Origin of the sequence: Bacillus sp. FJAT-29937 (genome assembly GCF_001509555.1) — a bacterium.
In the GTDB taxonomy this organism is placed as follows: Bacteria; Bacillota; Bacilli; order Bacillales; family Cytobacillaceae; genus Cytobacillus.
This window is the reverse complement of sequence record NZ_LMAS01000002.1, coordinates 377,612-390,210: the sequence shown is the minus strand read 5'-3', so window position 1 is coordinate 390,210 and position 12,599 is coordinate 377,612. Positions and strand designations below refer to the sequence as shown.

Annotated in this window: 12 protein-coding genes and 1 pseudogene; 2 read left to right on the top strand and 11 right to left on the bottom strand. The window is 37.0% G+C overall.

What is annotated here, in order from left to right; all coding sequences use genetic code 11:
• Nucleotides 1–16: 16 nt before the first annotated feature.
• Nucleotides 17–340 carry a YuzD family protein gene (locus AR328_RS05610; protein ID WP_066291456.1) on the bottom strand — a complete coding sequence of 108 codons (324 nt, stop codon included), beginning with the start codon at nucleotides 338–340 and terminating at the stop codon, nucleotides 17–19.
• 100 nt (nucleotides 341–440) lie between these two features.
• Between AR328_RS05610 and AR328_RS05605 the strand changes: the two are divergent.
• Nucleotides 441–736 (top strand): annotated as a pseudogene (locus AR328_RS05605) (NifU family protein).
• 48 nt (nucleotides 737–784) lie between these two features.
• Here AR328_RS05605 and thrB read toward each other — a convergent pair.
• The 4 genes from thrB to yutH all read right to left on the bottom strand — a co-directional run bounded on the left by thrB (nucleotide 785) and on the right by yutH (nucleotide 5,410).
• Nucleotides 785–1,711 (bottom strand): homoserine kinase, encoded by a 927-nt coding sequence (thrB, locus tag AR328_RS05600; RefSeq protein ID WP_066291447.1) that lies wholly within the window; start codon nucleotides 1,709–1,711, stop codon nucleotides 785–787.
• Nucleotides 1,708–2,772, bottom strand: a complete 1,065-nt coding sequence (thrC, locus tag AR328_RS05595; protein ID WP_066291446.1) for a threonine synthase — start codon at nucleotides 2,770–2,772, stop codon at nucleotides 1,708–1,710. Before thrC ends, thrB begins: the two co-directional genes overlap by 4 nt.
• Nucleotides 2,769–4,073: a homoserine dehydrogenase gene (locus AR328_RS05590; RefSeq protein WP_066291442.1), complete on the bottom strand. Its 1,305-nt coding sequence runs from the start codon at nucleotides 4,071–4,073 to the stop codon at nucleotides 2,769–2,771. The genes thrC and AR328_RS05590 overlap by 4 nt, the downstream gene beginning before the upstream one ends.
• Nucleotides 4,074–4,405: 332 nt before the next feature.
• Complete coding sequence (gene yutH, locus AR328_RS05585) at nucleotides 4,406–5,410, bottom strand: spore coat putative kinase YutH (protein WP_066291438.1); 1,005 nt, start codon at nucleotides 5,408–5,410, stop codon at nucleotides 4,406–4,408.
• 193 nt (nucleotides 5,411–5,603) lie between these two features.
• Here yutH and AR328_RS05580 point away from each other — a divergent pair, with 193 nt between their 5' ends.
• On the top strand, nucleotides 5,604–6,104 hold the full coding sequence (locus AR328_RS05580) for a phosphatidylglycerophosphatase A family protein (protein ID WP_066291435.1): 501 nt from the start codon (nucleotides 5,604–5,606) through the stop codon (nucleotides 6,102–6,104).
• Nucleotides 6,105–6,187: 83 nt separating this feature from the next.
• On the opposite strand, the gene galE is transcribed toward AR328_RS05580, so the two are convergent.
• The 6 genes from galE to AR328_RS05550 form a co-directional block, all read right to left on the bottom strand.
• On the bottom strand, nucleotides 6,188–7,207 hold the full coding sequence (galE, locus tag AR328_RS05575; protein ID WP_066291433.1) for a UDP-glucose 4-epimerase GalE: 1,020 nt from the start codon (nucleotides 7,205–7,207) through the stop codon (nucleotides 6,188–6,190).
• A gap of 110 nt (nucleotides 7,208–7,317) precedes the next feature.
• A complete protein-coding gene (locus AR328_RS05570; protein ID WP_066291431.1) occupies nucleotides 7,318–8,619 on the bottom strand; it encodes a phosphotransferase in 1,302 nt (433 codons plus the stop codon).
• A 188-nt stretch (nucleotides 8,620–8,807) separates the two neighbouring features.
• A complete protein-coding gene (locus tag AR328_RS05565) occupies nucleotides 8,808–9,248 on the bottom strand; it encodes a D-glycero-alpha-D-manno-heptose-1,7-bisphosphate 7-phosphatase (RefSeq protein ID WP_231734761.1) in 441 nt (146 codons plus the stop codon).
• 40 nt (nucleotides 9,249–9,288) lie between these two features.
• Entirely contained in the window at nucleotides 9,289–10,458 is a 1,170-nt protein-coding gene (locus AR328_RS05560) for a glycosyltransferase family 9 protein (RefSeq protein ID WP_066291419.1), read from the bottom strand.
• A 39-nt stretch (nucleotides 10,459–10,497) separates the two neighbouring features.
• The gene (gene rfaE1 / locus AR328_RS05555) at nucleotides 10,498–11,964 is read right to left on the bottom strand and encodes a D-glycero-beta-D-manno-heptose-7-phosphate kinase (protein WP_066291411.1); all 1,467 of its coding nucleotides are present in this window, start codon (nucleotides 11,962–11,964) and stop codon (nucleotides 10,498–10,500) included.
• Nucleotide 11,965: 1 nt separating this feature from the next.
• The gene (locus AR328_RS05550) at nucleotides 11,966–12,529 is read right to left on the bottom strand and encodes a D-sedoheptulose 7-phosphate isomerase (protein WP_066291407.1); all 564 of its coding nucleotides are present in this window, start codon (nucleotides 12,527–12,529) and stop codon (nucleotides 11,966–11,968) included.
• Nucleotides 12,530–12,599 lie beyond the last annotated feature (70 nt).

The following is a 12,599-nucleotide window of genomic DNA, read 5'->3' as shown; positions in this document are numbered from 1 at the left end:
GAAATGCTCATTTTTGCTATTCTGCTTTATATCCGTGTTTTTCCATTACTGAATAAATGGTTTTCAGCTTCGGATTGCCTTCTCCCACTACTTCATCTTCAATTAAGACGACCGGATAAAACATATCCTCTTCAATTACCCTTTGAGCAAACTCCCGTTTCTCAGCTTCTTCGGGTGGATTGTGGATGTCCACATACGTAATTGTGAAAGGCTGGTCTGGATACTTTCGACCGAGTGCAGCCTGAAGCCACTCATATGTTTCCTTTGAAGAAGGAAGGTTTACACAGCTTGGGCATAATACCTCCGCTCCATAAATAGTTAATTCCACTTGTCTTTGCATTCCCTATTCCTCCTTAAAATGAATATTATATTCATTTTACATGATTATGACGGTAGAAACCTTAGTAATTTTGCATTTGAGCGGAAATCCAATTCTTTAAATAGATTTTTCTCCTTATAATGATTATAATAAATATAAAGAAAGGAGTAGATTTAAATGCCTGAACAAACAACAATGATTGAGCAAGTTCAAGAAGTATTAGATAAATTGCGCCCATTTCTTCTACGTGATGGAGGAGACTGCGAACTAGTTGATGTTGAGGATGGAATTGTGAAACTGCGCTTACTAGGCGCATGCGGAACTTGCCCAAGTTCAACAATCACACTTAAAGCAGGTATTGAACGTGCTTTATTAGAAGAAGTACCTGGTGTTGTAGAGGTTGAACAAGTATTCTAATGTTTAATACGGTAAAAGCGATGTCTCGTCTGACATCGCTTTTTTTTATTATTTACATAGAAGACTGTTTCGTGATTCAGTATAAACTTGACTGCCGGCCTGGTCTATTTTCAAGCTGCGGCAATCCATTTCCGGAAACAGCTTGGATAACCCTTCAGCTAGAGCTTTCCCTTTGCCTTCTTCAGCTAAGCATAGCACGGTCGGACCCGCACCGCTCAAAGCTACTCCAAAAGCGCCAAGGTCAATTGCTTTTTCCTCAATAATGGCCATATGAGGAACTAGCTCTTTCCTGTAAGGATGATGGTATAAATCCGCCTTCATCATTTTTCCAGCAAGCTCAAAGTTGCTGCTAAATAGAGCGGCAATGAGAACATTTCCGATCGCTCCCGCTTGTACAGCATCACTATAGGAAAGGCTGCTAGGCAACACACCTCGGGATTCCTTCGTTAATAGTTCCTCTTTCGGCACAACGGCGATTACATCTAACGCTAAATGGCTAAAGACTTCAGCACTTACTTCTTCTCCTCTTTGACAGCCGACAATTAGTCCCCCTAAAAGGGAGGCACCGACATTGTCAGGATGCCCTTCGATTCTAGAAGCCAATTCCAATTTCTCTTGATCTGATAATTGAAGTTTGCAAAGTGAATCAGCTAATTCAATTCCAGCTACAATGGCTGCGGCACTTGAACCTAAACCTCTTGCAAGCGGAATATCGCTGCTTACGCTAATCTTGCAACCAGGCAGCTTTTGATTATATTTTTCTGCCGTTTGCATCGCAATTTGGATGATATAATTCGTTTCATCTTTTGGAAAAACATTCAGGTGCTCTGAAATAGGGATAATCTCCCAATGATCTGCATTTTCAACCTGTAAAGTTATATATACATTCAGGGCAAGGCCAATTGAATCAAATCCTGGTCCTAAATTCGCAGAGCTACCAGGGACTTTAATGATGAGCATTTCACCTTCGCTCATACATGGACAACTCCCTTAATATGTTCAGCCACCGCAACTTCATCATTAGGAAGCACAATTGGCTTAATAGGGCTGCATTCGATTGCCACATTCGGATCTTTCAAGCCATTCCCAGTAAGGATGGCAACCACTCTAGAATGCTGCGGAATTTCTCCATTTCGCAGTTGTTTATAGATTCCAGCTAAAGAGGCGCATGAGGCCGGCTCAGCAAAAATTCCTTCTGTAGAAGCGAGCTTTCTATACATATAAAGAATTTCTTCATCACTTACTTCATCAATTTTCCCATTAGATTCTTCTAATGCCGCATTGGCTAAATCCCAGCTAGCAGGATTTCCGATCCGAATCGCAGTAGCAACGGTTTCAGGATTTTCAAATACTTTATTATGAACGATCGCAGCAGAACCTTCTGCTTCGAATCCATGCATTTTTGGAAGCCCAGTTTGCTTCGCTTCATTGTATTCCTTAAAGCCCTTCCAGTAAGCACTGATGTTGCCTGCATTACCGACAGGGAGTGCAAGGATATCAGGTGCTTTTCCGCCAAGCTGATCACAAATCTCAAACGCACCAGTTTTTTGGCCTTCAAGGCGATATGGGTTTACAGAGTTTACGAGAGTAATAGGCTCTGTTTCACTGATTTTTCTAACCATTGCCAATGCTTGGTCGAAGTTTCCTTCAATGGAGATAATTTCTGCTCCATACATAACAGCCTGTGCAAGCTTGCCCATCGCAATTTTCCCCTCTGGAATAACGACGATGCAACGAAGGCCAGCTCGTGCCGCATAAGCTGCTGCAGCTGCCGATGTATTCCCTGTGGAAGCACAAATGACGGTTTCACTGCCCTCTTCCTTCGCTTTCGCTACAGCCATAACCATTCCACGGTCTTTAAACGAACCAGTCGGGTTTGTTCCTTCTGTTTTCACGTAAAGATCAATTCCCCATTCATCAGAAAGCTTATCAAGTCTAATTAATGGTGTATTACCTTCATTCAATGTTAGTAATGGTGTGTTTTCGTTAATTGGTAAATACTCTTTATATGCTTTTAGTAATCCTTCCCATCTCATACACTTGCGCTCCCCTCAACTCTATACGAGCTTTCGATTGTATTAACAGCTTGTAAATCTCTTAATTTAACTAAAATATCTTGGTAATCTTGTAATGAAGCCTGGTGAGTAACTAAAACGATCTCAGCAAGATCTTTATTTTTCAGCGGCAATTGAAGAATCTTTTCAAAGCTAACATGATGCTCTGAGAATACCGAAGTAATATTTGCGAAAACGCCTACTTCATCTTTTACATGCAAGCGTAAGAAATACTTCGAGTAGATTTCATTTGCATCCTTTAACTGCTTTTCGAATTGCGGAGTAACAGCGCTTTTTCCAGTTACACCTAAACGCATATTTTTCATAACCGCCACTAAATCTGACACGACGGCTGTTGCTGTTGGCAAGCTTCCAGCTCCTGGTCCATAGAACATCGTTTCACCCACAGCTTCTCCGTGAACGTAAACAGCATTGAATTCATCATGAACAGATGCAAGAGGATGTGTGTCAGCTAATAAAGTCGGCTGAACACTGACTGCCACTTTATCCCCATCTCTTTCAGCCATTCCTATCAGCTTCATCGTATAGCCAAGCTGGCGGCCATATTGCAGGTCTTCCTCTGTGATGCGAGAGATCCCCTCAGCCTTCACATCATCTAAATCTATTTCCATGGAAAAACCAAGCGTAGCCAGTATAGCCATTTTTCTTGCAGCATCTAACCCCTCAACATCAGAGGTCGGATCAGCCTCCGCATAGCCTAGTTCCTGAGCTTCCTTTAGAACATCCTCATATGCACTGCCATTCTTGCTCATTTTCGTTAAGATAAAGTTCGTTGTTCCGTTCACAATCCCCATCATTTTCGTAATTCTATCTGAAGCCAACCCATCTACAAGGCTTCTTAAAATCGGAATTCCGCCGCCAACACTCGCCTCGTAAAACAGATCACAGTCATGCTCTGATGCAACCTTCAAAAGTTCAGAGCCGTGTAAAGCCATTAAATCTTTGTTAGCCGTTACGACATGCTTTCGATTTTTCAAAGCCTTTGTAATATAATTTTTCGTTTCTCCGGTCCCGCCCATTACTTCAATAATGACATCAATTTCAGGGTCATTAATAATATCTTCCGGATCTGTCGTTAACTTGTCCGCAGCTATTTCCACTGATCTTGCTTTATTTAAATCCTTTACAAGGATCTTCTTCACTTTTACGGGACAGCCAATTTGATGCATAAGCTTATCCTGATGATTTTCAATAATGGTGATAACACCAGAACCAACCGTTCCTAATCCTAATAAACCGATTGAGATTGCTTTCACTCTCATTCCCCTCCCGAATTGTTCATTCTGTATGTACATTTGTATTTGTATAGTAGACATTATAGAGGGAAATTTTCTTTTTTACAATAGTTATTTTCAGATAAATTTGTATGTAATCGCTTACTGTTTCGGATTTACAGAAATTTTTTATTAAAAACATTTATGAGTGTCTACTCCCAACTAGAATGTAAATGTCGTTGGCTTCATTTCTCTGTGCTGGTGATTACTCCGTACATCAAGGCTTGTTCAATTAAGCCAACGACAATTTAGTTTTAAAAAAAAAAAACGACTCGAAATAAAGTCGCTTAGAAAATTTCATTTGGACAATGAATAATTCATTATTTTTTCAGCCATCCGATGATGGGAATTCTTAACTTTTGTACAGGCACTTCCGCAAAGTCATAGAAGCTCCCTAAAAAGCGCTCGTGCTCATTGGATTGCTGCAGAAACTTATGCAATCTTTCCTCCAATACTTTTTTCTCCTGCTCTGACGATGCCCCGTAATAGGTTTCAATGCAATAAAAATAATGAAGCGGAAATAACAAGCGGGCAAAAAACAGTCTCCAGGAGAAAGAGGTTAGTGGGACAATGCTTTGATAATCCCTCATAAATTGCCGAAGCTCCGGTTCGTATGTTTTAATATTGCGGAAATATTTCTCTCTTGTCCATTCAGCAAGATCTCTTGAAGAATGATCAAAAACCCAATCAAATGGATTTTTTATATAATAAGAATGGTCCCATGTTTTTTCCGTGAATCGTATATGACAAACCGTCCCGCTATCAATTGCCCCTGGGTTATCGTCCATTTCTGTGTCCACTAAATATTGAATCGCGTTTTCGGCGATCCCCCTATAATAAGGAAACGATTCCAAAAACATCCGGTCAACTTCATGCTCTGGCTGTTGAAAGAGCATTTCATTCCACACTTTTTCCATTTGGTCCAATCTCGTTTCCCATAATTGCTTCCACTGGCCAATCCTGCTGATCTTCTTTACGGGAAACGAAACGGTTCTTCCCCTATAATGAAACTTTGCAAGCTTTCTGCCGCTTCGCTGTAACTTTCGATTTTGTACTTGCTTATTCATAAGAACACAATATCTTCCATTTTCCCATTCACTAAATTGCTTTCCTTCCTTTGTCTTTAGGAACGTACTGCAATATTTTTCACCAGTCTGAACTAAATGGTCTGTAAGCATATTTAGTTCACTAAGCTCGTCATCCTCCATTCCGTTGATTGGGACAAGTATATAAATTTCTTCTTGCTTCCTGTATGCTTGATACTTTCCTATCCTAACCTCATCTTCAGCCTGCAGCCCGTATTGCGTTTTAAGAAGCTTTAACATCTCATGCCTCCTTATCAGTAATGAATCCCTTTAACGAAAATATATGTAGGGCAACAGCAAAACTTGTGCTTTTCTTGAATAACTAACCGCAGGCAGGAAATGCTGAGGAGGATGTCCGACAACAGAGAAGATGGAATAATTTTGATAAATAGGTTATATATATATTGAAACTAACAGGAAAAAGGTGGAGCCGATGAATGAAGAAAAACGTGTAGATTTGATTGAGCAAACAGCGCGCAAATGGCTGCAGGAACGAGGAGTCACAATTCAAGATATTGCGGATTTAGTCTTTTTCCTCCAAGAAAAGTATCATCCCGATTTACAAATGTCCGTTTGCATTGAAAATGTAGAACGTGTCCTCTCCAAAAGGGAAGTCCAAAACGCCGTCTTAACTGGCATCCAGCTCGATATGCTTGCTGAAAAGAAACAGCTATTAGAACCACTTCAGCACGTCATCGAAATTGATGAAGGCCTGTATGGCGTGGACGAGGTATTGGCATTATCCATTGTGAATGTATATGGATCGATTGGATTTACAAACTTTGGCTATATCGATAAATTAAAGCCCGGGATTTTAAAAGATTTGAATGATAAATCCTCAGGGATGGTTCATACTTTTTTGGATGATATTGTTGGGGCGATTGCGGCGGCTGCGTCGAGTAGGTTGGCGCATAGGGCTAATGGGGTGAAATAGGATTTTACTTCAAAGTTTTAATCAGAAAAACGGATGGGCTAATTTGTCCATCCGTTTGTTCTATTTTAGGTTACTTTCGCAGCTTATTCCGTCATCTCAAATCCATTTGGATTCTTTACTTGCCACTGCCACGTATCCTTACACATGTCATCGATGTCTCTTTCCGTGGACCACCTCAATTCTCTTTTCGCTTTCGTTGGATCGGCATAACTAACGGCGATATCTCCAGCTCTTCTTTTAACAATTTTATATGGAATTTCCCTACTCGATGCATTTTCAAATGCACGAATCATCTCCAAGACACTATATCCTTTTCCCGTGCCAAGATTATACGTGTGCACACCAGTCCGATGCAATATCCTCTCCAGTGCCTTTAAATGGCCACTAGCTAAATCAACGACATGAATATAATCCCTTACCCCTGTTCCATCATGTGTATCATAATCATTTCCGAACACGCTTAGTTCAGCCAATTTCCCTACCGCCACTTGGCTCATATATGGAAATAGATTGTTCGGGATCCCATTAGGGTCCTCGCCAATAATGCCGCTCCCATGAGCACCAACAGGGTTAAAATACCGCAGCAAAGCAATTCCCCAAGCACGATCAGAAATAAATAAATCTTGGAGCATTTGTTCACATATTAACTTTGTTTGGCCATATGGATTTGTCGCTTGAAGCGGATCATTTTCGCAAAATGGAACACGCTCCAAAAGCCCATAAACGGTTGCTGAAGAGCTGAACACAAGCTTCTTCACATTAAATTGCTCCATCACTTCACATAAATTAATCGTTCCCGAAATATTGTTTTGATAATAACGAAGAGGGACCTCAACCGATTCACCCACAGCTTTTAGACCAGCAAAATGAATGACCGCTTCAATATCCTGTTCGGAGAAAATAGTTGTTAATGATGCTTGATCCTTTATATCAATTTCATAAGTGATAAAATCTTTTCCAGTGACCTCCCTTACTTTTCTTAATGCTGCAGGTTTACTATTTGAAAAATTATCAGCGACAACAACCTCATATCCAGCCTGGAGAAGCTCAACACATGTATGAGTGCCAATATATCCCGCGCCGCCAGTGACAAGGATTTTCATTATCTTCCCTCATTTCGTTATGTTCATAAATAAATGAAAAAAAGTCACTATGTCGTGAGTAAGACATAGTGACTTTCTTTAAGGAATGACTTTTGTTATAAGGACCCAAATTATTCATACCTAATTACTTTTTGTCGAATAAATTTCTCATTAGCAATCATTTCTATAGCCATCGCTTCGACTTCTTCAATGGCTGGAAGCAGAAAAAGATTTTGCTTTTCTTCGAATTCATTTCTAGTAAAAACAATAAACCAAGTAACAATGAGTGTATATATGAAAAATAACTTTTCAACTTTATCGAGATAATAACTAGTATCTAAATCTATTAAATATAATTCATTTATTTGATAAAACGGCAGCTTTAATTGCCCAAAAAGTCCGGCTAAGTCACCCCAAGAAGGGCCAACCCTCATACTTCCCCAATCGAGAATATAGAGTTTATTTGTCTCCTTCTCTACCAACATATTGTAATCATAAAAATCGCCATGTTGTAGACTATAATGCAAATCTGGGTTGAATTGATTATATAATTCATAATCAATTATAATTTTTTCAAGACGTTTCATTAAAATATATGAAGTGGGTGAGTATCTTTTCGCCTTCATTTTTTTATATATTAGGTGGAAAAGCTGTTCGTTTGTGGATTTTTTATGAATTGAAACAAAAGAATTTATAAAATATATTGGATGGTTAGGATTTTTGTAACCATATATTGAAAGTTCTTCATCTGTTATTGGAATTAAATTTTTAATTTCACTATATTTTATAGAGGTTATTGATTTATTTGCTTTTATTGCTTTCTTAATTGTTTTCATATCCAATACAGGTTCAGTACCCTCAATTTCTTCCATTGTAATTAAGGCTAAGTTATCCGCACTAATTTCTATAAAATTGATCAATTTCGGGGTAATTTCTCTTATTTGCTTATAAGTATTATAAATTTCCAAATAAAAATTTTTCTCTCTTTCATATCCTGAGATTGTCGAAATTTTCGTTAAATACTTTCTAACTTCACCATTTACTATTTTGATATGTTCAATGCAAGCTAAATTTTGCTCTCCGCCCATATATACGTAGTTTGATTTCATCGAGGAATTAGAATCAATATCCCATTTCAATCTCTCAATTACTTTCTCCGGATTTATGATTAATTTTAAGCCTTTATATAATGTATAAGAAGCTAATTCATCATTACCTTGCATAGTAAAACATCTGGATAAACGCTGATAGTATTCTAGTTTATCAGGAAAAATTTTAACTAAGTTTTCAGCAACAATTACAGCTTTATCCCATCGCTTTTGGGCCATAAACTTTTCGAGATCCCTGTTTTTTTTGTATACAATTGTTTTTTTAAATAAATAAAGGAATCCTTCTCGGGATAATATTTTATATATTCTCTTAAAAAAATTCATACCATTTTATACTCCTTTTATTGGGCTTTGAAATAACAAAAAAATTTCCAATAAAGTATTTTTTCCTAGTTATCATCAAGCAGCCCTACCCGTTTCAGGTTACGGATTTTTAAATGGTATATTTTTTTAAAATAAACGGGACCCACCGCTCTTCTATATTCCTTATAAAAAATTAAAATTACCATTATCTATAAAATTCGATGTTGAATCATAAAGTTAAATAAATTTTCAGATCTAAATTTAAAGCCTTTAATTCCAGCAGCTGCAGCCGCTTCCATATCAGTATCTTTATCACCTATAAAATAGCTACTCCTGCTATCAATGTTAAACTCAGCTAGTGCTTTCATGATTAATCCTGGTCTTGGCTTTCGACATTCACAATCAGTTTTATAATGACCCAAACCAACAGTTGGATGATGTGGACAGTAGTAAAAGGAATCAATTTGCACATTATGCTTATGAAACAGCCCATCATTTATCCATTGATGAAGGTCCTCTACATTCTCTTCTGTATAGTACCCTCTTGCAATTCCAGACTGATTTGTTATAACGATAACAGTGTATCCTTTATCTTTTAAGTGTTTTATTGTTTTAACGGCACCGGGAATCCATTTAAAATCTTTCGGCATATAAACATATCCAAAATCTCTATTTAACACACCATCTCGATCAAAAAAAACTGCCGGCTTTCGCAAGGTTGTCACCTATTTCTGCACTGGAATTATTTTTTACTGCCTTGTATACATCATCCACTTTAATTGTTGATATACAACCATTTTCAATAATACAATCATGTCTTTCAAATCCTAAACTAAGAAGATTGTCACACTTAATAGCTGGAGTCAGAATAACCGATTTCTCAGATATTGGTCCCCATCTTAAAGGGGACGTTGGCCCATGTATTGCAATTATACTCGTTGAATCCACCGTTGCTGCCAGATGCATAATTCCAGTGTTAACTGTCACAATAGTACCTACTTCTTTTATTAATCCGGCCGTTTCTTCTAAAGAAATCTTTCCTGCCAATGAAACACAATTTGTACCATTTACCCCATTCACTTTTTGGGCCAACGCATTTGCAAATTCACTATCTTGCTTTCCACCGGTTAAGATGATTTTATAACTTTCTTCATTTAATCGTTCAGCCAGCTCCAGCCAAGATGACTTTGGCCATTCTTTTTTTTCTTTATGTGAACCAGATGCAAACATATGAAAAATAATATATTTCTGATTTGTGTTTAATATCGCTCTAATTTTATTTATACTTTCTGAGTTAATCAAATAGTCAGGTTTCAATTCTAATAACCGATTATCTATCATTCTTAATAAATTCCTATAATTCTCTAATTCATGTATATGATCAACATGATTTACCGTCCTATCATATATATAATGTCTAAACATATTTTTCCTCATGAACCCAACTTTAAATTTCGCTTTGATGACATACGATATTAAAGAATTTAATCTAGACCATGTTCCAAAGTCTAGTAATAAATCATAAGCCTCCTGTTTTCTTAATAGAAATAAACTACCCAATAAACTTGACATATCAAATTTAATGATCTGATTGATATGAGGTATATTTTTGGCGGCTTGAATATTCCCATTTGAACAAACAAGTGTAATATTGACGCTTGGATAGAGATGTTTTATTTCTTTAATAATAGAAGATAGCAGTATTGTATCTCCTATAGCTGCAATCATTACGATTATAATATTCTGAGGATGTTTGGTAATTATTCGTTTCTTTAATTTAAATAAACCTAGAATAAAAATTAACGGGATCCCAATAAATTTATCCAAAAACTTCAACTTTCTATTTCCACGTTCCTTCATAAATATTAACATCTCCCTAAGGACTTTTATTAAAACATCCTAATTCGAAATTTTATCGATTATATCGGATGTAGAATATCCGTCCACAAAAGAAATTATTTCCGTTTTACTAGCAAATTCTCTGCCCACCACTTCCTTCGCTTTATAATCTCCTCCTTTCACTAGAATATCTGGTCTTATTTCAGAAATGAGATTAAGCGGTGTATCTTCATTAAAGATGATGACTGCATCCACAAATTCAAAGAATGTTAACATTTTTGCCCGATCGTTCTCATTAACTATTGGCCTAGATGGCCCTTTTAATCTTTTCACCGAATGATCACTATTCAGACCTATAACTAGTTTGTCTCCTAATTGTTTAGCTTTTTTCAGATAGGTGGCATGGCCAATATGGAGAATGTCAAAACAACCATTAGTGAAAATAATCTTTTTACCTTCCCTTCTCCAATTACTAATTACCTGCTTATATTCTTCATTAAAAAATACCTTGCTTGATAGTTTATTTTTGTTTTCACTTAAGAATTCGAGCTGCATAAGTAATTCATCATCTTGTACAGCATATGTTCCTACTTTTCCAACTACAATTCCCGCAGCTAGATTAGAAATATTTACAGCATCGTCCATTCGGGCTCCAATTCCTAAAAAGGCTGCTAATGTAGAGACAACAGTATCTCCAGCGCCAGATACATCAAAAACCTCTTTAGCTAGCGTAAAGATATGAGTTATTTCATCCTCCCCAATTAAACTCATTCCCTTTCCAGACCTTGTTACTAGCAGATAATCTAAAGCATATTTTTTCCTTAGTAAAGGTCCATATCTATACATAACTTCATTTGTGTTCGGTATTTCAGCTCCTAAAATATTACTTAGTTCTGTCATATTAGGGGTAACTACCGTTGCATTTTGATATTTATCCCATTTATTCCCTTTAGGATCAATGATAATTGGGATTTCCAATTGATTGGCCAAAGTGATTACCTTTTGACAAATTTCTTTTCGGCAAAAACCTTTTTCATAATCAGAAATAATGATGGAGGTAATATGATCTTTTTTTAGTTTTTGTACAAGCCAGCTTTCAAGGTGCTTAATGGCTAAATCAGAAATATTCATTTTTACTTCATGGTCAATTCTAAGAACTTGTTGGTTCCCGCTCATTACCCTTGTCTTTATCGTTGTGCATCGATCATCAATAATGATTCCTGAACTGTCAATCCCCTGAAGCTTTAATAGATCAAAAAACTCATTTCCACCTTGATCGTTACCAACTGCTCCAACAAGAGACACTTTACACCCAAGTTGTACTAAGTTATTTGCTACGTTCGCTGCTCCACCTAGTGTTGTCATTTCATCTTTTTTATTTACAATAGGGACAGGGGCCTCTGGGGATATCCTCTTCATCTCGCCAAAATAATATTTATCTAACATGACATCTCCAATAACAAGTACATGACAATTTTGTACATTGGTTTTAAATAATTGAATAAGATATTGGCCATTCTTTATCATGTTAAAAACCCTCATCAATAATTTCGCAAATTATATGTCCTATTAATATATGAGCTTCCTGAATTCTAGCTGTATTATTTGAGGGAATAATAAGACAATGGTCACAAATTTCTTTTAACTGGCCACCATCATTACCAGTTAACCCAATTGTAATAGCACCAGATTTTTTCGCCTTATCTATGGCTTTGATAATATTTGAACTATTTCCTGATGTGGAAAGGCCAAATACAATATCATTTGGTTTTGTTAGTGCTTCAATCTGTCTACTAAATACCTCTTCATACCCATAATCATTTCCGACAGCTGTAAGGATAGATGTATCAGTGGTTAATGCAATAGCGGGTAATCCTTTTCTTTCTTTATAGAATCTGCCAACAAGCTCAGCGGCTAAATGCTGACTATCAGCAGCACTGCCTCCATTTCCCATAAAAAAAATCGTACATCCAAGCTCTATCGCATTTTTACATTTGTATCCAATCAATTCCACTTCATCCAATAACTGATTTTTAACTTTTTCTATTACTTCTTGATGCTCTAATACTCCCAATAATACAGAAATCGTCATAATCAACCTCCTAGTGAATCCCATATAAAAAAAAGCCCCTAGAGATATTCCCTAGAAGCATTTTGTCATA